This window comes from Marisediminitalea aggregata (genome assembly GCF_900129565.1).
GTDB classification, from domain to species: Bacteria; Pseudomonadota; Gammaproteobacteria; order Enterobacterales; family Alteromonadaceae; genus Alteromonas; species Alteromonas aggregata.
In genome coordinates this window covers 220040-245322 of the sequence record NZ_FQWD01000007.1, presented here as the reverse complement: position 1 = coordinate 245322, position 25283 = coordinate 220040, and the positions used below count along the sequence as shown (strand labels likewise).

Annotated in this window: 18 protein-coding genes; 7 read left to right on the top strand and 11 right to left on the bottom strand. The window is 47.7% G+C overall.

Features of this window, described 5'->3' with window-relative positions:
* Position 1 precedes the first annotated feature (1 nt).
* Genes BUB81_RS19635 through BUB81_RS19610 form a run of 6 tightly spaced genes read right to left on the bottom strand, consistent with a single transcriptional unit; the run spans position 2 to position 7067 of the window.
* Complete coding sequence (locus BUB81_RS19635; protein ID WP_073325062.1) at positions 2-1699, bottom strand: BatD family protein; 1698 nt, start codon at positions 1697-1699, stop codon at positions 2-4.
* Positions 1699-3636, bottom strand: coding sequence for a vWA domain-containing protein (locus BUB81_RS19630; RefSeq protein WP_073325061.1), 1938 nt, complete (start codon positions 3634-3636; stop codon positions 1699-1701). Before BUB81_RS19630 ends, BUB81_RS19635 begins: the two co-directional genes overlap by 1 nt.
* On the bottom strand, positions 3633-4646 hold the full coding sequence (locus BUB81_RS19625; RefSeq protein ID WP_073325060.1) for a vWA domain-containing protein: 1014 nt from the start codon (positions 4644-4646) through the stop codon (positions 3633-3635). Before BUB81_RS19625 ends, BUB81_RS19630 begins: the two co-directional genes overlap by 4 nt.
* Positions 4639-5154, bottom strand: coding sequence for a DUF4381 domain-containing protein (locus tag BUB81_RS19620; RefSeq protein ID WP_073325059.1), 516 nt, complete (start codon positions 5152-5154; stop codon positions 4639-4641). Before BUB81_RS19620 ends, BUB81_RS19625 begins: the two co-directional genes overlap by 8 nt.
* Positions 5142-6107 (bottom strand): DUF58 domain-containing protein, encoded by a 966-nt coding sequence (locus tag BUB81_RS19615; RefSeq protein ID WP_073325058.1) that lies wholly within the window; start codon positions 6105-6107, stop codon positions 5142-5144. Before BUB81_RS19615 ends, BUB81_RS19620 begins: the two co-directional genes overlap by 13 nt.
* Positions 6108-6110: 3 nt before the next feature.
* Positions 6111-7067 carry an AAA family ATPase gene (locus tag BUB81_RS19610; protein WP_073325057.1) on the bottom strand — a complete coding sequence of 319 codons (957 nt, stop codon included), beginning with the start codon at positions 7065-7067 and terminating at the stop codon, positions 6111-6113.
* A 254-nt stretch (positions 7068-7321) separates the two neighbouring features.
* On the opposite strand from BUB81_RS19610, the gene fadI reads away from it, so the two are divergent.
* The 3 genes from fadI (at position 7322) to BUB81_RS19595 (ending at position 11115) form a co-directional block, all read left to right on the top strand.
* Positions 7322-8632 (top strand): acetyl-CoA C-acyltransferase FadI, encoded by a 1311-nt coding sequence (fadI, locus tag BUB81_RS19605; RefSeq protein ID WP_073325056.1) that lies wholly within the window; start codon positions 7322-7324, stop codon positions 8630-8632.
* Positions 8632-10764 (top strand): fatty acid oxidation complex subunit alpha FadJ, encoded by a 2133-nt coding sequence (gene fadJ, locus BUB81_RS19600; protein ID WP_073325055.1) that lies wholly within the window; start codon positions 8632-8634, stop codon positions 10762-10764. Before fadI ends, fadJ begins: the two co-directional genes overlap by 1 nt.
* Before the next feature lie 153 nt (positions 10765-10917).
* Positions 10918-11115 carry a hypothetical protein gene (locus tag BUB81_RS19595; RefSeq protein WP_073325054.1) on the top strand — a complete coding sequence of 66 codons (198 nt, stop codon included), beginning with the start codon at positions 10918-10920 and terminating at the stop codon, positions 11113-11115.
* Positions 11116-11178: 63 nt separating this feature from the next.
* Here BUB81_RS19595 and BUB81_RS22210 read toward each other — a convergent pair whose 3' ends face one another.
* From BUB81_RS22210 to BUB81_RS19585, 3 genes are all read right to left on the bottom strand, one after another.
* Positions 11179-11334 carry a hypothetical protein gene (locus tag BUB81_RS22210; protein ID WP_175555841.1) on the bottom strand — a complete coding sequence of 52 codons (156 nt, stop codon included), beginning with the start codon at positions 11332-11334 and terminating at the stop codon, positions 11179-11181.
* 551 nt (positions 11335-11885) lie between these two features.
* Positions 11886-16361, bottom strand: a complete 4476-nt coding sequence (locus BUB81_RS19590) for an EAL domain-containing protein (protein ID WP_425435082.1) — start codon at positions 16359-16361, stop codon at positions 11886-11888.
* A 233-nt stretch (positions 16362-16594) separates the two neighbouring features.
* Positions 16595-19342 (bottom strand): insulinase family protein, encoded by a 2748-nt coding sequence (locus tag BUB81_RS19585; RefSeq protein WP_073325053.1) that lies wholly within the window; start codon positions 19340-19342, stop codon positions 16595-16597.
* Between the two features lie 170 nt (positions 19343-19512).
* Between BUB81_RS19585 and sixA the strand changes: the two genes are divergently transcribed.
* Together sixA and BUB81_RS22205 are read left to right on the top strand one after the other, a co-directional pair.
* Positions 19513-20028: a phosphohistidine phosphatase SixA gene (gene sixA, locus BUB81_RS19580; RefSeq protein ID WP_073325052.1), complete on the top strand. Its 516-nt coding sequence runs from the start codon at positions 19513-19515 to the stop codon at positions 20026-20028.
* Positions 20029-20225: 197 nt separating this feature from the next.
* Entirely contained in the window at positions 20226-20399 is a 174-nt protein-coding gene (locus tag BUB81_RS22205; protein ID WP_174237802.1) for a hypothetical protein, read from the top strand.
* 113 nt (positions 20400-20512) lie between these two features.
* On the opposite strand, the gene BUB81_RS19575 is transcribed toward BUB81_RS22205, so the two are convergent.
* Entirely contained in the window at positions 20513-21805 is a 1293-nt protein-coding gene (locus tag BUB81_RS19575; protein ID WP_073325051.1) for an HlyC/CorC family transporter, read from the bottom strand.
* An 83-nt stretch (positions 21806-21888) separates the two neighbouring features.
* On the bottom strand, positions 21889-22683 hold the full coding sequence (locus BUB81_RS19570) for a cytochrome C assembly family protein (protein WP_073325050.1): 795 nt from the start codon (positions 22681-22683) through the stop codon (positions 21889-21891).
* A 173-nt stretch (positions 22684-22856) separates the two neighbouring features.
* Between BUB81_RS19570 and ffh the strand changes: the two genes are divergently transcribed.
* Positions 22857-24254 carry a signal recognition particle protein gene (gene ffh, locus BUB81_RS19565; protein WP_073325049.1) on the top strand — a complete coding sequence of 466 codons (1398 nt, stop codon included), beginning with the start codon at positions 22857-22859 and terminating at the stop codon, positions 24252-24254.
* A gap of 191 nt (positions 24255-24445) precedes the next feature.
* Positions 24446-25264, top strand: coding sequence for a hypothetical protein (locus BUB81_RS19560; protein ID WP_139241643.1), 819 nt, complete (start codon positions 24446-24448; stop codon positions 25262-25264).
* The last annotated feature ends 19 nt before the right edge of the window (positions 25265-25283 follow it).

The following is a 25283-nucleotide window of genomic DNA, read 5'->3' as shown; positions in this document are numbered from 1 at the left end:
CCTAATGATTTACCGGATAAAGCGGGGTTAATCCACCGTCTTTTGTTTTGGTTGTTGTTATACGTTGTATTGCTGAAATCAGCGCGGTTTTGTCCCACGCCTTCGGCGGGTTCGCAAAAGCGGATGCCATCATTTGGTCGAGCTCGGGCTTAATGCTTTGCTGAATTTGCCAGCGCTGCGCCGCTGAAAACTGTGAAAGCCAAGTGCGAATTGCAGCCTGAATTTCTCCCACATTGCCCTTTTCTATGGTGCTAACGAGTGATTTTACATCGTTATTCGTCACTGAATTTTGCAGTGAGGGCCGTGGGTCAACGGTGCGCTTTCTCTGCGCGTAAACAAACCAACCGGCTGCAGTAAGTAGCCAAAGTCCTGCCAATATCCAGTGCCACAGATCTATGCCTTGCTCAGCTATAGATGATGGCTGCGGATTTAACGCTGTGGGTTGGTTGTCCGGCAATGCTGGCGTATTTTGTTCCGCAGTATTCTGTGGCGACACAGGGGGAGTTACTTGCGTCTCTGGTGTTGTGCCGGGTGACTCATTACCCATATTGGCAGCAGGAGCTACCGTGATCGTACGGGTAGGCAGCGTTGCATATTCTGTTATGCCACTAGCGGTATTGAACCAGGGGATCTTCACCTCAGGGATAATAAACTCGCCGGGTTGAGTGGGGATCAGTGCGACAGACTCTGTGCGCTGTACGATTAATCGATTATCGCGTTCAGCAGTTGCGCTACCGGGCTGGTCCGGATAGAGCTTGAAGGCAGGCGGATAGATTTGCTCTATTTCCGGAAGCTGTTCTTCTACCACGCCTACCGCGGTCAGTGTGAGAGTACGAGTGACTGGTTCACCTACCACAAACTCTTCGGTTTGCCAGTTTTCATCGAGCTGAACAAATTCGCTGGGTAACCAATGATAATCTATGTTGGCAGGGATGGGTTTTACGCTGATGTCGACATCCGGGCCAACGCGGTTGATGGTTTTTGTACGGTTAAAAAAGCCGAAACGCTGGTTGGTATTGGCCGCAATGACTTCACCTGAAAAAACTGGACCGCGAATAGTAAACTCACCGGACTGCTGCGGCAGGATGGCAAAGTTGCGCTCAATGACCTGATAGCGTTTGCCATTTACTAATTCGGTGTATTGCTTGTCTTCGCCCAACTGCTGTATTTGCGCATTTTCCAACTCCGGCGCCTGAAGGCTACCGCGTTCGATTTGGGATGCCAGATACAACTTTACCGTGTAGCGCAATTGTTGCTGCAAATAAACGTCAGACTGACTGACCTCAGTCGCTACGTAATACTCCCGTGCCGGTGCGTCACTGCCTTGTTGTACAGGAATGACTTTGACCTTGATCGGCGCACTGGATTTTCCTTCAATGGTGAAAGCTGGAATAGTGAAGTCGCCGACACTGCGAGGAAATAGTGTCGTGGACCAGGTTGTAGTCTGGCGGGTCGAAAAATTCACTATTGATGTTTGAGAGCCCACTGAAGTGCGGCCCACCACAAAATCGCCCAGAAGTACTGAACTGTCGAACGCATCGCGTTCGGCGTCGCCTTCCGCTACGACGGTTAAAACAATGGCCTCGTCGAGCATAACCGGGTTTTTGTCGATAGTGGCTGTGACACTGGTTACGTCGGCTTGAGCTAACCAGGGCAGCAAACTTATGAGTAAGCCTGCTATCAGGCGTTTATTGATCATTACCAATCACTCCGATCTGAAGAGGGGGGACGACGATATTGACGTTTTTGCGCTTCTAACTGCATTTTGCGTTTCAGTAGGAAAGCGGGGTCGTCTGGCACGCGACGCAACAGATTATTGAGTCGTTGTTCGGTCTCTTTATCGCGCTCGGCGTCACCCTGTATTGCTTGTTTCATTTCACTTTCGCCAGCTTCCTGCTCGCCTTCTTGAGGCTGTTGTGCCTGTTGTTGCTGCTCTTCCTGAGCATCTTGCTGGTCAGACTGTTCACCGTTTTGATCAGCATTTTGCTGACTGTCTGATGATTGCTGCTGTTGATTCTGACTGTTTTGCTGGCCATTTTGCGACGGGTCATTTTCGCCGTCCTGTTGTTGATCAGAACCCTCACCATTTTGCTGCTGATTCTCGCCGTCCTGCTCACTTTGATTTTGTTGATCATCAGACTGATTCTGATTGTCGCCCTGATTTTGCTGGTCTTGCTGTTGTTGGTCCTGTTGATTTTTTAATTGCTCAATCAAAGCTTTGTTTTCAGCCGCTTCAGGGTAATCAGGGCGCTTCGCCAACGCTTGCTCATAAGCTGCAATGGCTTCTTCTAATTGACCTGCTTTTGCCAGTGCATTGCCCTGGTTATAAAAGCCTTCTGCGCTATTTAGCTGGCCGTAGGTTTCGGCGGCCCCTTCGTAATCACCTGCGCGATACTGAGCTGCACCTCTCCACGATAAATCTTCAAAGGATTCGGAGGCCCCCTGAAATTGTTCGCTGTTGTACTGCTCGAAGCCTTGTTGATCGGCATTTAAGAAAGGCTTCTGCCACCAGCTCACGGCCTCTGGTTGTGGCGCTTCGCTCACTTCAGGTGTTGAAACAGGTTGCGTTTGTGCAACCGCAACAGGGGTTTGCATGGGCATTAGTACACACAAGCAAATGGCGAACAACAATCCGCGCCGGAAAGACAATGCGGCAATCGGCAGTAATAACAGCAGTAAATACGGGCCGGCTTCTGCCCACTTGTCGCCTTGTTTGTTGTCGTCTTCGGATTCTGTTTCGGCGTTATCGAACCGACTCACAGAGGCAATACGGCGTATATCACTGTCGTTGGCGGTAATCTCAGAAAAGTTTCCGCCCCCCTGACGACTGAGCTGTTGCAATGCCGATGGATTCATTTTCGGGATCACAATTGCGCCATTACTGCGTTTTAAAAGTTCGCCATTGAGTTGTTTAATCGGCGCGCCCGTTTGGGTACCGACACCGAGGATATTTACGGTGTAAGGCGTCGATGATAAAAAGTCGCTGAGCTCTTTCATTTGCTCCAGTTCAACACCATCGGTGATCCAGTAAAGCGCACCGCGCTGATAGCCCGCGCTTTCCAGTAAGTTGGCCGCGGCTTTTAACCCCAGGATTGGCTCGCTGCCCGGTGTGGGCATAATTTCCGGGCTCAGACTGGGGAGCAGGGCAGTTAACGTGGTTGCATCTTCAGTCAGTGGACTGATCGTGAACGCATCACCTGCGTAAGCCACCAGGCCCATATCGCCTTCGTTAATAAGCTTAACCAAATCGATGGCTTTGTATTTCGCCCGGGACAACCGGTCTGGTGTAACATCGGTAGCGCGCATGGATAACGACATATCCATCACGATCACGTGTCCAGCCTTAACCTGAAAAACAGGCTGTGGAATGCGTTCCCAACTGGGGCCTGCCAACGCGATAACCGTCAGCAACCAGGCCAGTGCCAGCCAGCTTACCAGCGTATTGCTTTTGGCCGTATGCTGTCCTGTCACCAGATACTGGTAAAGATGTCCTGCAATCACGCCTTGCCAGCCTGTTGCCGTGCGGCGCCAGCGATAGACCACCCACAGCATCAATGCCAATGGAATGAGGGCATAGAACCACTCAGGGCGCAGAAAGTGAAAGTCTGCAGGCAGAAAACCAAAGGCACTATTCATGACACTGCCTCCTTGTTACCTGCAAGCCTAATCCAAATGTTACGCAGGAAAATGCCAATAACTGGCAGCACACTAAGTAAAAGTGCCAACGCCAGCGGGTAGTAAAACAATGCGGTTAACGGCCGCATTTTACGCGCCTCGCCTTCGATAGGCTGGAGTTGATCCAGCATGGCGTAGATGTTTTCTAATTCGGCGGCGTTGCGCGCACGGAAGTATTGGCCGCCCGTTGCTTTCGCAATATCGGTTAACATGGTTTCGTCTAACTCTTGCGAAGGGTTTACCTGTCTGCTGCCAAAAAAGCTGGATACCGTCATGGCATCGGCACCGACACCAATGGTGTAAACCGTAACCTGCGCATCCACGGCCAGCTCCTTGGCTTGCTGTGGCGTAATATTCCCAGCCGTGTTCTGGCCGTCTGTTAGTAAGATCAGTACGCGATTTGATTCTGCTTTTTGTTCAAAGCGCTTAACAGCAAGGCCTATGGCATCACCAATCGCCGTTTGCTCTCCCACCAGGCCAATTACCGCCTCGTCCAACAGGGTCGCGACAGTTTCCCGGTCATAGGTAAGGGGGGCTTGCAAATAGGCTGTATCGGCAAAAAGTATCAGACCAAGGCGGTCACCCACCCGGCGCTGTATGAAGTCATATAACACGGACTTAATCATGGTGAGGCGATTAACCTGACGGCCGTTTACCATCATGTCTTCAATTTTCATACTGCCGGATAAATCCACCGCCAGCATCATTTCGCGCCCTTCATTTGGCACGTTTACGGGTTCACCCAACCACTGGGGCCGGGCGGCAGCTAACACCAAGCAAACCCACATGATGCTTGCCAGTACCAACCAACCGCGCTTGGCGGCCTTGGGTGAGCTCGATTGTGGCAGGTTGTTCATTAAATTCGGCACACGCAGTGCTACATCCGTTTGCTTGGTTTTGGGACTCAGCAAACGAACAATTAAGGGTAGGGGCAGGGCAAACAGGGCCCACCACCAGGCAAACTCAAACATGGTTGGCCCCCTGTGCTTCAATGGTCGTGGTTTCGATAGGCATCTGCTTCAGGTTGGCTTGTTTTAACCATATAGACGCAGCGGTAAAAATATCGCTGGCTTCTGCATCAGAACAAAGTGATTGCTGATATACCTTGCCAATCATGACTTCAAGTCCTGCCGCCATGGATACCGCGTGCTTGTTGCTAACCGTACTTTGTAAAAACTGCAGCCATTTGTCGCCGTATAACGCAGACACGGCTTCAGCGCCGAAATAGTGTTTTGCGACTCGTTTCAGTAATTGATTGGTATTTACCGCTGCCTGAGCCGGTTCAGCGGAAAAGGTAGCCAGCGTTGCCAGTGCTTCGCGTTTGGCTTTAGTAAATTGGCGGTGACGATACCAAGCGCGTGCGGTCAGCACAATAATAAGCAGTGCTAGCGCAATGACTGCCCACCACCCCCAAGCCAACGGCCACCAGTCCACATCGCTTGGTGTTTGGATATCATTTAACTGGGCTAACGGGTCCATACTGGCTGCCTCCGCAAGCGTTCAAGTTGTTCGGTAAGAGGAATACCGGCATCGATAAAGCCTAACCCCGTTTTACAGCGCCCCAGGCTGTCTTTCACCTGTTGCCAGCGCGCTTGTTGGCTGGCCGAATAGTGTTTAGCTAAAACCGGATCACCCAGTGTCCAGGTCTGCTTTTGCTCGCCGTCTGTTACATTCACACTCTGCGTGTGGCGCAGATTCGGCAGGGTATGCTCAAGGGGGTCGGTGATCGCAATCGCGCTCACTTCACAATGCCGACTGATTTGGGTCAAATGCTGTAGCGCACGCTCATCGAGTTGCAGGAAATCACTGATGATATACACCAGGCTGCCAGGCCTTGCCAGCCGACGTAGCCGCGATAAAGCTTGTTCCAGGTTTGCCTGAGGAGCTTGCTCCTGAGCCTGGATGGCTTCATTCTGACATTGCATTAGTTCGTGACAGATAGTCAACACGGCGCGTTTACGGCTTAGTGGTTTGCATTCTTTATGCGAGTAATCTGAATAGATTAACGCGCCCACTTTGTCGCCGCGCTGCGCTGCGGCCCAACTGATCAAAGCACTCAAATGTGCGGCCTGAACAGCTTTGAGCAGCAGTTGGGTGCCAAATTGCATCGAGCCAGATAAATCGCATAACACAAATACCGGGCGTTCGCGTTCTTCGCGGTACACCTTGGTGTGAGTCTTTCCTGTGCGCGCAGTTACACGCCAGTCGATAGCACGAATGTCATCGCCCGCCTGATAGTGCCTGGCTTCATCAAACTCCATGCCACGCCCTTTGTGTTTGGTCAGGTAACTTCCAGCCAAACGCGCCTGAGGCGTGCGCGTGGGTTTCATGTCTATCAGCCCGGCGAACTGCTTATATTGCAGCAGTTCTTTTACATTCAGCTGAATGCCATTGGACTGCAGGCTGTTGAGCTGTTGTTGTGCACTCGTCATTGATTAAGGCACAGCGACCAGATTTAAAATGGTGTCCAGCACCTGATTGGCGGTCACGCCTTCCGCTTCGGCCTGATAAGACAGAATTAAGCGGTGACGCAGCGTGTTGTGGAACACGGCCTGAATGTCGTCTGGTCCAACAAAATCTCTTCCCGCCAACCAGGCATGCGCGCGAGCACAGCGATCCAGTGAAATGGTGGCCCGAGGGCTGGCACCAAATTCAATCCATTGGGCTAATTCAGGCGAAAAGTTTTCCGGACGACGCGTAGCCATAATCAATTGTACTAAATAAGTTTCAAGCGCCGGTGCCATGTGCAAGGCAAGCGCATCTTTGCGCGCGGCGAAGATGTCCTGTTGACTGAGTGTCGGTGGCAGCGCAGATGGCTTACTCAACTCTTCGTTACGGGTTAATTGCAGGATTTGCAGTTCGGTGTCGGCGTCGGGGTAATCAATTTCCAGGTGCATCAGGAATCGGTCAAGCTGCGCTTCCGGGAGAGGGTATGTGCCTTCCTGCTCCAGCGGGTTCTGCGTGGCCATAACCAGAAATAGTTCTGGCAGCGCATAGGTTTTGTTACCAACTGTGATCTGATGTTCAGCCATGGCTTCCAGCAGTGCAGATTGCACTTTAGCCGGTGCCCGGTTAATTTCGTCGGCCAGCACCAGATTGTGAAACAGTGGGCCTTGTTGAAATACAAACTGACCGGTTTCGGGTCGGTAGATATCCGTACCGGTTAAATCTGCAGGCAGTAAGTCAGGGGTAAACTGAACGCGGTGAAAGTCACCATCAATGCCTTTTGCTAACGCATTAATTGCGCGTGTTTTCGCCAATCCTGGCGGGCCTTCAACTAACAAGTGGCCATCGGCCAGCAGTGCGATCAGCATGTTAAGGGTTAATTGGGACTGACCGATAATTTGTGAATCAAGATAGGCGTGTAACTGCCTGAACTGCTCAGCTGCCATAGCGTTTTCTAACCTTGTTATCGTTATTGAACCACAGAGCCTATACTTATGGCTCCGCGGTGGGAATGAAGCTTTCTGACTGTTAAGTCAATATAAGGCTCCCTTATTCTGTTTCAAGCTACTTTTTCTCTTCAAGAGATTAATTGTTGCAAAATATTCTCCTGCGGATTTGCTATTTGTTTAATTGTTTGTAAAAATCGGCGCATTACTAACAGGTCAGACCACTACCAGGTCTTTAATAAGGGTTTAAAATAATGGCTAAACAGCAATCGGTTACAACGCGTGATGGCGATCGCATTGCCATTGTCGCTGGGCTTAGAACGCCCTTCGCAAAAATGGCGACTTATTTTCACGGTGTTCCAGCCGTAGATTTGGGCAAAATGGTGGTGAACGAGCTGTTGATTCGTAACGCAGTTGATCCCAAGTTGGTTGATCAACTGGTATACGGTCAGGTGGTACAAATGCCTGAAGCTCCCAATATTGCCCGTGAAATCGTGCTGGGCACCGGTATGAATGTACACACCGACGCCTACAGCGTATCACGCGCCTGTGCAACCAGCTTCCAGTCTACGGTGAATATCGCAGAATCTATGATGGCTGGCACGGTAGAAGTGGGCGTTGCCGGTGGTGCTGACTCAACGTCTGTATCGCCAATCGGCGTGTCCAAAAAACTAGCTCGTGCGCTGGTTGATTTGCAAAAGACCAAAACCCTGGGCCAAAAATGGGCGGTATTAAAGCGCCTTGGCTTAAAGGATTTACTGCCAGTGCCGCCGGCGGTTGCTGAATACTCAACAGGACTGTCGATGGGACAGACTGCAGAGCAAATGGCGAAAACTCACGGTATTACCCGTGAAGCGCAGGATGAACTGGCTCACCGTTCTCATACGCTGGCAGCTCAAAGCTGGCAGGAAGGGAAGTTGGCCAGTGAAGTAATGACTGCCTACGCCGAGCCATTTAAAGGTGCGCTGGAGCAAGACAATAACATCCGTTTCGACTCAAAGCTTGAAGGCTATGCGAAGTTACGTCCGGTATTCGACCGTAAATACGGCTCAGTAACGGCGGCCAACGCAACACCATTAACCGACGGCGCATCAGCCGTACTGATGATGACCGAGAGCAAAGCAAAAGCCCTGGGTTACACCCCGCTTGGTTACATCAAGAGCTACGCGTTTGCCGCTATTGATGTATGGGAAGATATGCTGATGGGTCCATCCTATGCGTCACCTATAGCACTAGAGCGTGCTGGCATGACGCTAAACGATTTGACTCTTATTGAAATGCACGAGGCGTTTGCCGCTCAAACCCTGGCAAATGTGAAGATGTTTGCCAGCGACAAGTTTGCTCAGGAAAAACTGGGACGCAGCAAAGCCACCGGTGAAATCGATATGGACAAATTCAACGTGATGGGCAGCTCGATTGCCTATGGTCACCCGTTTGCAGCCACCGGTACGCGTATGATCACGCAAATGCTGAATGAATTGAACCGCCGTGGCGGTGGTACCGGATTGATTACTGCCTGTGCGGCAGGTGGTTTAGGCGCAGCTATGATTTTGGAGACAGCGTAATGACTGAACAAGCAGCAACCAGCGCATTTACTTTAAGCCGCCAGGACAACGGCATTGCCGTGCTCACGATGGATGTTCCGGGTGAGTCGATGAACACGCTGAAACAAGCATTCGGCGATGACATCACGAAGATCCTGGATGAAATTGAAGCAGACAACAGCATCAAAGGCGTGGTGTTGATCAGTGGCAAGCCGAGTTCTTTTGTAGCCGGCGCTGACATTACTATGCTAGACGCCTGCACAACGGCCGAGGAAGCTCAGGCTTTAGCAAAAGGTGGCCAGGACATTTTTGACCGTATCGAAAAGATGCGTGCGACCTTTGTTGCCGCCATTCACGGTCCGGCATTGGGCGGTGGTTTAGAACTGGCGTTAGCTTGTCACTACCGAGTATGTACCGACGCGCCAGCAACGCAACTCGGTGTGCCTGAAGTACAGCTTGGTCTATTACCGGGCAGTGGCGGAACACAGCGTTTACCGCGATTGGTCGGTATTCAACAAGCCATTAAAATGATGCTTACCGGTGGCGCTGTGCGTCCGAAGCAGGCTAAAAAATACGGTCTGGTCGATGATGTTGTACCCCAGTCTGTATTACTAAAAGTGGCCAGCATTTTTGCAGCCAAAGGCAAGCCAAATCGCGAAATGCCGCAAAAAGGACTGGTAAATAAATTTCTTGAAGGCACTGGCCCGGGTCGCAATATTCTGTTTAACAAAGCGGCACAGCAAACTCAGTCAAAGACACGCGGGAATTACCCTGCGCCTCAGCAAATCCTTGATGTGGTTGCATTAGGCCTGAGTAAAGGCATGCGTGCAGGCCTTGAGGCCGAGGCAAAAGCGTTTGGTCAACTGGTCATGACACCAGAATCAAAACAGCTGCGACAAATCTTCTTTGCGACTACCGCGATGAAGAAAGAGTCAGGTGTAGCTGACGTTGCACCGGAAAAAGTGGCAAAGGTCGGCGTGTTGGGTGGTGGCCTCATGGGCGGCGGTATTGCATTCGTTACGGCGACTAAAGCGAAAGTGCCAGTGCGCATTAAAGATATCCAGCCAATTGGTATCGCCAATGCCATGAAATACAGCTATGACCTGCTAATCAAGAAGGTTCAGCGTAAATTTATGCTGAAGTCTGAAATGCAGAAGCAAATGTCACTGCTGACAGGCACACTTGATTACGCCGGTATGCAAGACGTAGACATTGTGGTTGAAGCCGTATTTGAAGATGTGAAACTGAAGCAGCAAATGGTTGCTGATGTTGAAAACAACTGCAAAGAAAGTACTATTTTTGCGTCCAATACGTCGTCTATTCCTATCGGCCAAATTGCGGAAGGTGCGCAGCGCCCTGAAAACATAATAGGCCTGCATTATTTCTCGCCGGTAGATAAGATGCCGTTGGCTGAAGTTATCGCACACGAGAAAACGTCTGATCAGACGATTTCCACAACGGTAGAGTTTGCTAAAAAACAAGGCAAAACACCGGTTGTGGTAAAAGACGGCGCGGGTTTTTACGTAAACCGTATCTTGGCGCCTTACATGAACGAAGCGGCAAATCTGATTCTGGCTGGCGAGCCTATCGATCACATTGATAAAGCATTATTGAATTTCGGTTTCCCGGTTGGCCCAGTGAAGCTGCTGGATGAAGTCGGTATCGATGTAGGCACCAAAATCATACCTATACTGGTTGATGCTTTTGGTGAGCGTTTTACAGCTCCAAGCGCATTCGATAAAGTCCTTGCAGACGACCGTAAAGGTAAGAAAAACAAGCGCGGTTTCTATTCGTATGAAGGCAAGAAGCCTGGTAAAGAAGTGGATGAGAGCCTTTATACGTTGTTGGGTATTCAACCGAACAAGAGCCGCAGTGAGTCTGAAATCTCTGAGCGATGTGTACTGATGATGCTAAACGAAGCTGCACGTTGTCTTGAGGAAGGTGTTATTCGCAATCCACGTGATGGTGATATTGGTGCCATATTTGGTATTGGTTTCCCGCCGTTCCTGGGCGGACCATTCCGTTATATGGATCAGCTTGGCATTAAAAAGGTCGTGGAACGCCTGAATTACTATGCTGACAAGCTCGATAAGAAGTACCAGCCTGCACCAGTCCTTGAAGAGATGGCTAAAGAAAACAAAACATTTTATTAACTAACTGTTAATAAAATGTATAAAAACCGGGCTTAGCCCGGTTTTTTTCATTATAACGAACAAAAATGATGGTTTTCTGTACGTGATCGTTTATTATTCGCCCGCTTTTGCGAATCTATGCAGTAAGATTAATTCAGTAAGCGGGGTGTCAAAATGTTGACGATAGTATTGGTCTCAGTGTTATCAGGTGTGTATTTTTATATAGAATCACTGAAAGCTGGATTGGCTGAGAAGCGCTGGGCGTTAGCAGGGGTAATTCTGGGGCCCTTGTTGCTACCTATGTTCACTATTTCCCGTCATGTAAGAATGCGTCGCGATATGGGTTTCAATAACGCCGTATTGCGTGCTTAAGGCCGAAATTCAGGCATAAAAAAAGGAGCTTCAGCTCCCTTTTTTCACGCGTTCTCATTCAGCTTAAAGACGAACACCGCTTGTCTTTGGCTTGAATTGCTGTGTTTCTGTAGCAACTTCTTTTTTCTGAACCGGAGCTTTTTGAGCGCCTTCTTGCTTTTGATCTGCGACAGGTGCTGTAGTAGAAAGAACTAGGGCTACTGCATATGCTTTCAACATCTTTCATTCCTCATTATTATAAACAAAACAAACAAAACTGACTGACATTGTTTCTGTCGTCACAATGGTTATAGCGAACATTGTGCCAACTTATAAAAACCTATATAAAACAACATGGTAGGATTTTATTTTGAACGGCGTCAAAAATCCGTTGCCGGAAAATATTGCCGTTCTATGCATTTATCTGCCGCTCACAGAAAAACTTAAGGGAAGGGGGGCAAAAAATCGTTTTTCGCTTAGATTGGTATGTATTTTCTGCTGTTGAAATGAAACTTTCGGTGTTTCTAGTCGCTTAAAAACACTTTAAATCTAATACATTAGAAATAAGTAAATTAGTAAAATCTAATTTTCAGAGGTTATATCGTAAAGTGGCCTTAATAAGCACCTAATACTTATTGGTCGTAAATATCCGAGGCCTATGGAAAAGCTGATGAAAGTCTTCGAGTCTATAGGGTTGGTGTAATACGTCTCTAAAACGCCATGTAAGGTACTTTGGAAGGACAAGCTTTATGAGATTTATATAATCTTTCAAAAATAGCCGAGACGAGGCGTCAGGCGTCTGGAGAGACTTTATTGATGATTTTGTGGAGCAGGCTGTTTTCTTTTAACAGTTTCTCAAAGCGCTCTGCATTAAGTGGTCTACTGTACAGGAAACCCTGTAGCATTTCGCAGTCATAACGACGCAGTATATTCAGTTGCTCCTCGTATTCCACGCCCTCAGCAACGACTTTCAGACCGAGGTTGTGGGCAATATTGATAATGGCAGCGGCCATATGGCGATCGACATTGCTGTTGGCAATATCGTCAATAAACGCTTTATCAATTTTAAGCGTGTTCAACGGAAATTGTTTCAGGTAAGCCAGCGAGGAATAGCCCGTACCAAAGTCATCCAATGCCAGGTGAATTCCGCGGTCACGTAAACGTTGCATCATTCGCAGCGCTTCTTCCGGGTTTTCCATTAGCGTGCCTTCCGTTATTTCACATTCTAAATGGAGGGGAGACAAACCAACCTGTCGAAGAATATTTTCAATGCGGTCATCGAGGTCTGGTAGTTCGAATTGCTTGGCCGATATATTTACGGCAACTCGACCACTAAACAAGCCTTCGCTTACCCAGCGTTTGGTATCCATACAGGCTTTTTTGAGTACCTGCTCACCTATTTCAATGATTTGTCCGGTTTGCTCTGCCAACGGGATAAACTGCCCGGGGCTGACGATACCTTTATGCGGGTGTTCAAAACGAACCAGGGCTTCCATACTCACCAGTTTGCCGGTAGTAATATCCACTTTGGGCTGATAATAGACGGTGAATAAATCGTCTTTAATGCCCTGACGAATCAGGTTTTCAATCTGCAACTGTCGAACCGCGTTCTGGTTCATTTCACCACTGAAGAACTGGTAGCTATTTCCGCCATTGTTTTTAGCAAAGTACATGGCGGTGTCGGCATTTTTTAACAATTCTTGTGGTGAAGAGCCGTCTTCCGGGAACAGAGCAATACCAATACTGGCACCCAAAACGAACTCTTGCTTATTAATAATAAAGGGGCGAGAGAGGGTATTCAGAATGCTTTGAGCGAAATGCGTAATAGTGTGGATGTCGGAAATATCTTCCATCAGAATGCTGAATTCGTCACCACCTAAGCGATAGCACGTCGAGTTTGCATCGGTAATTCGCTGGATACGCTTGGCGATTTGCTTAATCAGGATATCACCGGTTTGATGACCCAGTGAGTCATTAATTTTCTTGAAGTTATCCATATCCAGACAGAGCAGGGCATGGGGAGAACCTTTTCTAACGAGGTTGCTATGGCTGGCCTGGAAGAATGAACGGTTAGGTAACTCGGTTAGCGGATCCGAGTTTGCCAGTTTAAGCAGCTCTTTTTCGGTGTTTTTACGCGACGTGATGTCTGAGAATACCCCTACGAAATGAGAGATGCGGCCATCGTCATCATGTACGGCATCGATGTTCAGTTCAATTTCGTAGCGCTCGCCATTCACACGGGTACTTTCAACCTCTCCACTCCAGTTTCCACGGGCTTTCAGCGTTTTCTTAATTTCTTCGGTAAAAGCTTCAGGATACTGGTGGAAGTACAGGAAGCTGGCTAACGCTTGCTCGCGTGTTTCACCAGTATAAGTACAATAAGCATTGTTTACCGAGATGAAACGGAATTTTGTGTCGGTGATGAATACGCCTTCCGAAATATTCTCAATTGACCGCTTAAACAGGTTCAATTGCTCTTCAGCATCTTTTAAATGCTGGATGTTCTTTAATGTCCCGGTCATACGAACCGGTTGATTGTTGTGGTCGCGTTGTACTACTTTTCCACGGTCCAGAATCCACACCCACTGATTGCTAAATGTTCTTGCCCGATACGCTAACTCGAAAAATTCGGTTTTCCCGTCAAGGTGTGTCTTTAACGCTTCCTGAACGCGTCTCAGGTCATGAGGGTGAATGTTGGCGTCGTACGCACTGTTTGTTCTGATGTCGTCCTGAGGAAAGTCCAGTGTCCCCCAGGTATTTGAACGGTACACCTGACCCCTGAATACGTCCCAGTCCCAGAGTTCGTCACCACTGCTCCATAAAGTCAGTTTCAAACGTTCCTCAGATTCAGAAACGGCAATGCGTTGGGCACGTCTGAAATGATACTGGCGAACAACATATAACGCCAAAATAGCTGCGAAGAAGCCATAGAAAACCAAGGCTGCAGGGTGAAGCCAGGGGGGAGGAGAGATGGTAATGTTTAATACTCTTGATTCAGACCATGCTTTTCCATCTTCCAAGGCCTGAACTTCGAATACATAGTCGCCAAAAGAAACGTTGTTGTAGAAAGCCTGTCTTTCGCTGCCAGCTTGCGTCCAGTTTTGATCCCAGCCAGTAAGTCTGTAACGGTATTTAATTGACCCTGGGGAAATTGCATTAACCACACCATAAGTGAAACTAAATCGGGAATCGACATGAGCCAGAGTTAATCTGTCTTTCAGGTAGACAGGTTTATCAAGTGGGCCTGTTTGTGAGTTAAAATCTTGTTCTTTTCCAAAAATCTTCAAAGAAAACAAATTGGGTTTTTCTGACGGGGTTTCTGACGTTTCTTTCACTGTCAGGAATTCCGGATAAAAGAAATGGAATCCTTTGTCACCACCAAAAACAATACCATTATCATGCGTTATAGATACTGCACCTTCCGAGAAATTATTATACTCAAGTTGCTCTTTGCTGACAGAAATACCAGTTTCCAATGTAGGAAGACGAATTTGTTCTATTGAGGAGTCGGTTGATAACCATATTGAATCTTTAAAGCCCGTGGCTGCCAGCACAACATTAGATGCCACATCCAGGGTTACTTTTCTGGATAGTTTTAAACTACTTTTATCCAGTTGAAAAATACCTACTGACTGAGTCGTCAACCAATAGTTGTTACCCCATTCATAGACAGATTTCACCAGGGAGGCATTATGATTTTTATCTGCCTTTAGGTTAATACTGGCGATTACCTTATTTCGTGTCGGATTAAATAAATCAATTCGTCCGATCGTAGCTAACCAAATATTACCCTCTTTGTCGGAAAACACGGGCGAATAAATATTACTACTCAATCCTTGGTCATGGTGTTGGACACTGTGTCTCTGTGAAAGGTTGACCTTACTATCTTTTTGAACTGTATCCTTGAAAATAGATATAAGACCTTGGTTTTGTGTCCATGCCCAAATACGTTTGCCATCAAAATATATAGCGTCAACAATTTCGCCATCTAAAAAGGAATCGATGTAGTCTAGGTTTCCATTTCTGTATACATAATGCCGGATACCTTGGGATGTTGCTAACCAGAGGTTATCGTCGTTATCTATAACTAAGTCCCAGATCTGGTTTTCTTCATTTTCCAGAAAATAGTCCAGCGTACTCCTACTCAGATCAAATTTGGCTAATCCTGAGCTTTGGGTCGCGATCCATAAGTCATTACTACTGTCTTCTTCTATTGCCCAAATGCGTTTTGAGCCTGCGTTAGACAAGTTGTTAATGTGTGAATATAGTCTCAGAGAATTTGATGCTGGTGTGTGTCTATATAAGCCTTCATAGGTAGCAAGCCAAATCGCATCTGTAGAGTCCTGAAAAATTTCCCGTATGATGTGATTATTCAAATAAGTGAAATTGCGCTTGTCCTGACTAAAGAAGGTCAAATTGTCGCTTAGCAGATTGTATATCGCTAAGCCATCTTCTGTGCCAAACCAAATAACATCCTTTTCTACTTCTTTGATTGTGCGGACTGTTTGATTTATCAGATTAGGAAAGGAATCGCCATCAATCCTTCTAAGAAGCAACCCCTGATTATCTATAATTAGAATACCGTCAGTGGAGGCTAGCCAGTACTGTCCCTTGATCACTTTTATGTCAAAAACAGAGTTGGAGCTGATGTTCATTCCCCATGGGTTTACTGCTTTCAACGAGAACAATTGTCTTCTGTTTTTGTCATAGATATAGGCACCAGAGCCTCTTGTGCCTATCCAAATCTTAGATGGTTCATTTCGAATAACTACAATATCGTCTGGAAAATCTATGCGTTCATCCAGCAATTCAAGAGTGTGTGTCTTGGCGTCAATGATGTATAAATTCGATGTGTCGGCAACGAGGATGTTGCCCTTTGCGTCTTCACTGATTGACCAGATATCGTTGTTTCTGATCAGTGAGTTGTCGCTGTTGTAAACCTGAAAACTGTCTGTGTCGGGGAGGTATTTTGCCAAACCGGTATAGGTGCCAATCCACAAATCGTTATTTGAGGAAACGAACATTGTGCGGGTAAAGCCCGGTGGAATGGATTCCGGTTTTTGAGGGGAGTGCTGGTAATGTTTGAATTCATAACCATCGAAGCGGAACAGGCCGTCAACAGAGCCTACCCAAATGTACCCATACTGATCTTCTACGATCGACGTTATGGTACCTTCAGATACACCATCTTCCCGCGTATATTCATTAAAGCGGATGTCGTTGACTGCCGCGCTAGCACTGGCTATGCGGGTGACAAATATTATCACTGTGACTAAAAACAGTGCTAACGTCGTTCTATGGGTTGAGCGCACCATACACCTTTGGCAATGTATGCCTTATCTTTCTTTTAATTTGAATTGGTTAGCGTCCATTCTAGCCAAACACCAATATGCCGAATTAAAACGCGCTCTACAAGGTTTTTTTTGAATCGGTAAAGTGGGTGAATAAAACTTCAGCAAAACAGGCCGATGTGTCGCATTCGGCCTGAATTATTCAACGATTATAAATAAAATTCGACCTTGGATTTAAAGTCTGCAATGTTGGAGATGACATCGGTTTCTGCGGTCTGTAACGGAGCGAATTTGCCCGCGGAAAACAAGACAAGCTCACCAAACGTCTGGTTGAGGTTCATGTTAGTGGCGTAGCGAATGATATCGTCAAAGGTCATTGCTTCGACGGTGTTGGCTAACTGCTGGTTACGGTGCAATTGTGTATCATTGGCCCCTAAGCCTTGCCAAATACGCTGAGAGCGCATGGATTGATTCAGGTCGACATCTTGTAACTGCTTTAACAGGTTGCGCTGGATACTTGGCCAGTAACCTTCGTAAAAGTCTTTTTCGCGGGTTTGTTGCTGTAAAAACTGACTGATATGCGACATCAGCACTTGTGGGCCGTGGGTTGGACTCTGAATGTAGAAAGCAATGCCGGGGTGCTGATTATGCGGCACGTAGCCGGTTCCGACCAGGTAACCTAATTGTTTTTCAGTCCGCAGACTGGTAAAAAATGACCCCGCGAGCATTTGCTCCAGTACCATACACATGGCGACATTCCATATGTCGTTGCTGGGTGCTTGCAAATACAGCACGACCGCAGCGTCTTCGTGGTCACAGGTTACTTCGTGAATCATGGTGCGACCGACCGGCAATTTTGCTACCGCACGGGGGAGTGGCGATGCCTTAGCTCCCGGGCTGATATCGAGAACGCTGTCAGCGATACGCTCAGCGGCCTGAGCAGTCCAGTTCCCGTGGACCAATCCTTCCAAATGGTAATAGTCAAAAGCCCGTTCTCTGACACGACGTACGTCATCAAATTGCGTTTTCTCAACCGCTTGTAAAAGCTCGACCGGAGCATGCGTGTTGCGCTGAATTAATACGCTCAGGCGCGAAAATAACCGGTTGATGGGTTTGTTCAGCAGCGTATTTTGCAAGCTCTGGCACTGCATACTCTGCACGTGATGGAACGTTTGCGGGTCCGGTTCAAATTCGTGAATTGCGCGAGTGAGTTTTTGAACCAACTGGCCCTGTTGCGCACTGAAGCCGCGGGTGTGTAACGTAAATCCTGCCTGATGACCGTATATTCGGTAGTGCAACCCTGCGATTTCGGCTCGGTAAAACTGGCCCTGTAAATAGTCATTCAGTCCTGCCAGCCATAATCGTTTGGCGGCAACCTGGTGAATGTTCTGAGCAAGCGAAGGCGTATCGAAAGAAATAAATACATCGCCTTTCGGTACGCGAAATTTGTGATCCTGACAAAACCAGAAGCTGGCACCTTTATCTTCCCGAATGGCTTGAGGTAAGGCAAAACGGTTGTCCAGCGGACACAAGCTATAGCTGTCGCCGATGTAGGGATTGGGTGGTGGCAACGATATTGCGTTGATTTCAGGCGGATTCTGCCATGACGCCAGTTGTTCTGCCGGTAAGGCACTGATAGCGTAGGCGGCGTCATAATATTCACAACGCCGGTCGGTTTGTAGATCCTGCGCTATTGTTTTTATTCGCAAATTTTCAGGAATGAAATGCGACAAGGCTTCGATTAACGCTTCACTTGTCAATGCCTCGCGCTGACACGCTTCTGAGATAGCCTGCCAGCTAAAATACTGGTGTAGTTCGGCCAGATCGCACATCGCTTGCAATGGTTTATGCGAATCATCGTATTGTCTGGCAAGCTGGTTCAGTTTTGCCTTTTCTTGTAATCGCCATCCTTCACTTGCTGATTTCTTCAGCAGTTCAATCATGGAGAACACGGCGGATACTATATCGGCCTGATGGGCAAGCCCTGCTTCGGTGAGCTGCAGATTAATATTAAAGTCTTTAAAGCCCTGACCTTCTATGCCTGAGCCAGCTATCAGATTGGTTATCCATCCTTTGGCTTTTAAGTAGGCAAATAAGCTGCCTGCGCCTTCGTCGCCTAACATATGACTGATGAAGTCGAGGGGGCGGGTGTTGATGTGTAAGTGCAGTGCCGGCAATGCAAAGGTGACGATCATCCGTCGTGCCGCTTGTAACGGCGTAATTCGAATTTCCACACCCAATTGTTCCGGGGTGTAGAGCGGCGGTAGCGATAGCGCTGCAGGCTCGCCAGCCGGCATCGGTTCAAACGCTTGGGTGAGCCAGGGCATCAGCTGGCCAACACTAAACGGCGAGTGAATAACCAGCGTCATATTACTGGCGCAATAAAGTGATGCATGAAACGCTGCCAGCTTTTCTTGCAGAGCTTCCGTTGTGAATTGCCCGAACGTTTGTTGGTTACCAACGGAAAACTTGGCAAACGGGTGCGCTGGGTTGGCCGTTTCTTTGTGGATCTGATACAGACGTCGCAAGTCATCTTTGCGTTTGAACTTAAATTCAGCGTCAATGGATTTCATTTCAGACTGGATTTGTTCAATGTCAAAGTTAGGTGCACCTAGCATTGCCGCGAAGGCGGGCAATACGCGGGGGAGTGCCTGAGCATGAACCTGAAAATGGTAATTAGCGAATTCGGTACCGGTCCAGGCATTAATGTTGCCGCCGGCTTGCTCCATGAGTTCATTGATAGCATTTGGCTCAGGGAGCAGGACATTCCCCATGAACAACATGTGTTCCAGTAAATGGGCTAGTCCGGGACAGTCCGAAGGGTCAAAAAAATGCCCGGCTTTCACACTGGCCGAGACACAACAGGTAGTCAGTTCCTGCTTGTGGACAATTAACACCCGTAGGCCGTTTTCCAGTCGCAAGGAATAGGTACTATCTATGTCCTGTGTAATATTCAATGTAATTTCTTCGTTCTGTCTACGTGTTATTGTTTGCAGTTAGCCGGTGGACAGGTTAACAGCAGGCGAATGACCGGTTACACCTTAGTCTAAGAGTTTATAATAGTACTAGGCGAGTTGGCTGACCTTTGCTATCGTTAGTATGTACTCCTCATCATATTAGCAATGTTATGTCAGGTCAAAGCAGCAAAGACGACATTTTTATTTTTATCATGCGCCATGGTGAGGCTGAATCACTACTGACGGATGATAAAAGCCGAAATCTTACCCTTCATGGCAAAAGTGAAGTGCGTGTCAGCTCAAACTGGTTGACTGAATCCTATTGTCAGGACGGTGAATTGTCGCTCGCCCTGGTTAGCCCTTACACGCGAACTCGTCAGACTTTCAATGCCTTATCAGAAACCCTGCACGCCGCGCAAAGTGAAATTTGTGATGACATTGTGCCTGAGGGAAATGTCCGGCTTGCGCATGATTATATTGACGTATTAGCGCATCAGATGGCCAAATCCCGAAAAGGAAAACCACTGCTCATTGTGAGCCACATGCCGTTTGTTTCATTTTTACTGGATGCATTATGTGACTCGCACCAAATGACGTTGTTTGCGACCGGATCTGTGGCAGTAGTCAAGTACAATTTAACCCGCGGCAAAGGCGTTTTGGTTAAACACTTTCAAGGCAACATTTAACCCCGCAGGCCGATTTGTTACTTAATACATGAATATACCGGCTCTAGCGTCTCATTAGTGTGCTATCTGCGCTAACTAAATCCAGGTCAATTTCGCTTTTTTGCTTTAGCTTTTTTTTCTGCTACCGATATAACAAACAGGTAGAGAGGAACAAAGGTATCATTTCGACGCGCGTCGTTGAGAATGCAAACAAACACATGTCGAGTCAGTCTATTCCAGAACAGCTTCGAAAATCGTTAGAACGACATATGGAAGAGTCGGATCTGCACGATGACGAAGAAATGGCGCAAATCATGAGTAAGCTGTCAGACCTGTCGGCCAAGGTAGCGGCTGCTAAAGCCAAAGTACTGGCTAAACGCAAGACAGGCTAATTCGATTATGGCTGGTGCATTCAAAGGCCAGTCACTTCTGTAATCCTAACTACAGTGCGCTTTCAAACACACCGCAAAATACCAGACTGGCCTGTATCATTTTTTAACGAGTGTTAATCCGGGGTGACAACGGAAACGGGTTTGTAGAATTCGGGCATTACCCTCACAGTTTTGATCATGTTCTCGTTTATATCAATAATCTCAATGGGGTAGCCGGCAAGGCGCAAGCTGACATTGCTGTCGGGAATTTCTTCCAGATACTCAAGAATTAACCCGTTAAGTGTTTTAGGTCCTTCGATGGGAAAATTCCAATCCATTTCTTTGTTGAGTTCCCGCACGTTAGCACTGCCATCAACCAATACGCTGCCATCCTGTTGCACCGAGACTTCCTTGCTGTAAGCGGGGAGTGTCGTGGTTGTAAAGTCACCAATAATTTCTTCCAGGATATCTTCCAGGGTAACCAGTCCCTGAATATCACCGTATTCATCTACAACAAGCGCAATTCGCTCTTTTTCCGCCTGAAACTGATACATCAGGGTATGCAGAGGGATAGACTCCGGGGCGTAGTAAATCTCACGCACTGCCCGAAGCAGGGTGGCTTTAGTGAATTGGTCCTTCGATAGCAACCGCAGTGCATCGCGAACGTGTACAAACCCCACAGCGTCATCAATGCTATCGCGATAAAGCAATACGCGAGTGTGCTGAGACTGAGTGAGCTTCTTTTGAATATCTTTCCATTCGTCGTTAATGTCAATTGCGGCAATATCACTGCGGGGCACCATAATATCTTCGGCAGTCACATTTTCTAAATCGAGAATACTGACCAGCATGTCCTGGTGCTTTTTGGGGATCATTGTTCCCGCCTCGTACACCACGGTTCGAAGTTCTTCCCGGCTCAGGGAGTCACCACCGTCACCGGATGGTTTGATCCGCAATAGAGCCAAAATGCCATTGGTGATGCCATTGATTGCCGCCACCAGCGGGTACATCACAACCAATAACGGCGATAAAATAAGTGAACTTGGAAAGGCGATTTTCTCCGGATACAACGCAGCCAGGGTTTTCGGCGTCACTTCAGCAAATATAAGCAGGATAATCGTTAGCCCGATAGTCGTAGCGAACACCGCCCAGTATTCGCCAAACCAGCGGGTACAAATAATCGTAGCAATGGCTGAAGCGGCAATGTTAACCAGGTTATTACCGATCAGAATCAAGCCAATTAACCGATCCGGACGCTCGAGTAGTTTGTGCACGCGCTTGGCACCGCGGTGTCCTTCGCCTTGTAAGTGTTTGAGTCGATACCGGTTGATCGACATCATGCCGGTTTCAGAACTGGAAAAATACGCAGATAAAGCAATTAAGATTGCCAGTGCAATCAACAACGCACTGGTTGATATGTCGTCCAACTAGGGATCCCTTCAAATATTTAGAAACACCAATGTAGTCAGTCAATCATGGCGTTTCAAGTGTTAATTGGTGATGTTGGTTATCAGAGCAGAATTTCTTTCACGAATCGACTGCCAAAATAGGCCAGTGACAACAGCATGACGCCAAGGATAGTTAAAGCGATAACTTGTTTACCGCGCCAGCCCCACAGTTTTTGGCCTGCCAAAAGCACTATAAACACGACTAATCCGGCAATAGATAGCAGCGTTTTGTGGACATAGCCCTGACTCAGCATGTTTTCCAGAAAGACAAAGCCGGTTATTTGGGCAATGACCAACAATATGGTGCCGATTAAAATAAGTTTAAACAGGATCCCTTCAACCAGCATCAGTGGCGGCAATGAAGAGTGTAATATGCTGGCGCCTTTGTGTTTCAGTTGGTGAGTTATGTACGACATTTGCAGCGCGTACAAAAAGCCGATGACTAGCGTGCCATAGGCAAACAGCGACAATGTGATGTGCACTACCAAACCCGGGCGCAATTCGATATGCATGATGTGTTCAACAGGAATAAATGCAGAGGCCAGAACACTAAACCCGGCAAAGCCAAACACCACGGGTAATAAAATCACGTTCGGCAGCAATGAATTGCTCACCAGCATAGACAGTGTTATGAGCCAGGCTACCAGCGACAGTACATTGGTAATACTCATATTCTGGCCGGCTTGTGCAGCCAGAATAGCGTCACCCAAAAATATACTGTGACAAAGCACTGCGATGGCAGCAATGCTTAACGCAAACATCCTGTTTGGGCCCTGATTGTGAAAAAATCGCCCCGTCATAGACGCTGCAGCCACAAAATACGCAACAACCGCCAGCAACGCGAACAAGGTAGCCATGTGTTGAATAAAACCTGTTGGTAAAAAATAACTTGGTATTGATACTGCAGAATAACAGAGAATTCAACTGCATGTCTGCCGGAATTTGATAAATCATTAATCCAGACTACGTTAACTGGTCAATTTTCGGTATACTGCCGGTATTCTTAATTGATTGGGTTGATAAACAGAGAATGTTTGAGAATCTCAGCGAACGGTTAGGGCAGACGCTACGTAATGTTAGCGGTCGGGGCCGCTTAACCGAAGACAATATTAAAGAAACCCTGCGCGAAGTCAGAATGGCGCTGCTCGAAGCCGATGTGGCGCTGCCGGTTGTCAAAGAATTTGTTAACCAGGTTAAAGCCCGCGCTGTGGGTACTGAAGTAACCAAGAGCCTTAAACCTGGCCAGGTATTCATCAAGATCGTTCAGTCTGAACTTGAAGCGGTCATGGGGGAGGCAAACGAAAAACTGAATTTGTCTACCCAGCCTCCTGCGGTCGTATTGATGGCGGGTTTACAAGGTGCAGGTAAAACAACCTCGGTTGGTAAGCTGGCCAAATACCTCACAGAGCGCGAAAAGAAAAAAGTCATGGTGGTCAGTGCTGACGTGTATCGTCCTGCGGCTATCAAACAGCTTGAAACCCTGGCAGAAGATGTCGGCGTCAACTTTTTCCCATCGACCATTTTGCAAAAGCCTGTCGATATTGTTAATGACGCCATTGATGCTGCACGCAAACAGTTCTTCGATGTACTGTTAGTGGATACCGCAGGCCGTCTGCATGTCGATAGTGACATGATGGACGAAATCAAAGCATTGCACGCTGCAGTGAAGCCGGTCGAAACGTTATTTGTAGTTGATGCCATGACCGGTCAGGATGCGGCGAATACAGCGAAAGCCTTCAACGAAGCGCTGCCACTAACCGGTGTTATCCTAACCAAAGCTGACGGTGATGCGCGCGGTGGTGCAGCGTTGTCGGTGCGTAAAATCACCGGTAAACCCATTAAATTTATCGGTATGGGTGAAAAGCTCGATGCGTTGGAGCCGTTCCACCCTGAGCGTATTGCGTCACGTATCCTGGGGATGGGCGACGTATTAAGCCTTATCGAAGAAGTTGAGCGCAAAGTCGATAAAGACAAAGCGCAGAAACTGGCGAAGAAAGTTCAGAAGGGCAAAGGCTTCGATCTTCAGGACTTTAAAGAACAGCTAGAACAAATGCGCAACATGGGCGGCATGATGGGCATGCTCGACAAGCTGCCGGGTATGGGCGGCATGAGCGCCAAGATCAAAGACCAGGCAAACGACAAGCAGTTTGTGCAAATGGAAGCGATCATCAATTCTATGACGCCTGCTGAGCGCGAAAAGCCGGAAGTCATTAAAGGTTCCCGTAAGCGTCGTATCGCAGCGGGGTCCGGTACACAAATTCAGGATGTAAACCGGTTGCTCAAGCAGTTTACCCAAATGCAGAAAATGATGAAAAAAATGTCTGGCGGCGGCATGAAAAAAATGATGCGTCAGATGAAAGGCATGATGCCTCCAGGTGGCGGCCCAGGTGGTATGGGTGGTCCAGGCGGCATGTTCCCGCCGCGATAATACAATCGCTCGTATAAACAGTTATTAAAAACCGGCCTTTGTGCCGGTTTTTTTGTCTATAGGCCTGGCGCAGTATCCTATTTACACTTTGATTGCAATAACTCGTTATTCGGTCGAGACGATTTCATTTCAATCTGGCAAACTGTCCGTTACGAAGCCAAATTTTTGTGTGTTTTTCGCGGGAGACCACCTTGCCGTTTAAGTCGATTTACCTGTTGTGTCTGGCATTCATATCTCTGCTTTATTCTCAGACAGCTGGTGCGGCTGGTGATGCCATAGTGTGGGCTAAAAATCCGTCGCCGCCTTTTCATATAATGAATGGAAAGTTAAAGGGTTATGGCATTTGTGATGTAATGACCGACAAACTGGATGTGTTGCTGGCTGATCTTGATACCAGTGTGGAAATCTATCCGCATCCTCGGGTTAACAAATATGTAGGAGAAGCGGAAAACCTGTGTTTTCCCTGCATGATCAAACGGGAAGACTCTGGCACTTATACCTACAGCGATACCACTATGCGTTATCCTGCTTTGGGGGTCATTATCCATCGGTCTTTTTTAACCAAACTTGAGTTATCTGAAAATACACCCGTTTCTTTTGCCAAGTTAATGTCTATTCATACACTGGCGTTTGGATTACCGAGTGCAAGAAAGTACCCTGACGCTTTGCAAAGTATATTGAATAAACAAATTGGCCAACCACATATTCTCGAAATCGCCGGAACTGAAGGACCTCTGCGAGTGTTGCGTCAAATCGCCAGAGGCAGGCTCGACTACACGATAGATTATCCATCCGTGCTAAAGTACTTTTCGATGACTGAGCACGATGACTCGCTGGTCTTTCTACCCGTCACGGAAATGGGCGATACGTTGGTAGAAGGCGCAATCGGTTGCACAAATAACCCCTGGGGAAAGCGCGCTGTCGGGCACATTAATGGGGTGCTAATGCGCTTGCAACAAGATCCGGAATTCAAGGAAAACCAGGCCTTCTGGTTGAATGTAATAGAGTAGTTGTCATCATTCTGTCTGC

Coding starts and splice junctions, on each gene's coding strand:
- BUB81_RS19635 (WP_073325062.1), bottom strand. CDS start 1,699: ATGATCAATAAACGCCTGATAGCAGGCTTACTCATAAGTTTGCTGCCC.
- BUB81_RS19630 (WP_073325061.1), bottom strand. CDS start 3,636: ATGAATAGTGCCTTTGGTTTTCTGCCTGCAGACTTTCACTTTCTGCGC.
- BUB81_RS19625 (WP_073325060.1), bottom strand. CDS start 4,646: ATGTTTGAGTTTGCCTGGTGGTGGGCCCTGTTTGCCCTGCCCCTACCC.
- BUB81_RS19620 (WP_073325059.1), bottom strand. CDS start 5,154: ATGGACCCGTTAGCCCAGTTAAATGATATCCAAACACCAAGCGATGTG.
- BUB81_RS19615 (WP_073325058.1), bottom strand. CDS start 6,107: ATGACGAGTGCACAACAACAGCTCAACAGCCTGCAGTCCAATGGCATT.
- BUB81_RS19610 (WP_073325057.1), bottom strand. CDS start 7,067: ATGGCAGCTGAGCAGTTCAGGCAGTTACACGCCTATCTTGATTCACAA.
- fadI (WP_073325056.1), top strand. CDS start 7,322: ATGGCTAAACAGCAATCGGTTACAACGCGTGATGGCGATCGCATTGCC.
- fadJ (WP_073325055.1), top strand. CDS start 8,632: ATGACTGAACAAGCAGCAACCAGCGCATTTACTTTAAGCCGCCAGGAC.
- BUB81_RS19595 (WP_073325054.1), top strand. CDS start 10,918: ATGTTGACGATAGTATTGGTCTCAGTGTTATCAGGTGTGTATTTTTAT.
- BUB81_RS22210 (WP_175555841.1), bottom strand. CDS start 11,334: ATGTTGAAAGCATATGCAGTAGCCCTAGTTCTTTCTACTACAGCACCT.
- sixA (WP_073325052.1), top strand. CDS start 19,513: ATGTCAGGTCAAAGCAGCAAAGACGACATTTTTATTTTTATCATGCGC.
- BUB81_RS22205 (WP_174237802.1), top strand. CDS start 20,226: ATGTCGAGTCAGTCTATTCCAGAACAGCTTCGAAAATCGTTAGAACGA.
- BUB81_RS19570 (WP_073325050.1), bottom strand. CDS start 22,683: ATGGCTACCTTGTTCGCGTTGCTGGCGGTTGTTGCGTATTTTGTGGCT.
- ffh (WP_073325049.1), top strand. CDS start 22,857: ATGTTTGAGAATCTCAGCGAACGGTTAGGGCAGACGCTACGTAATGTT.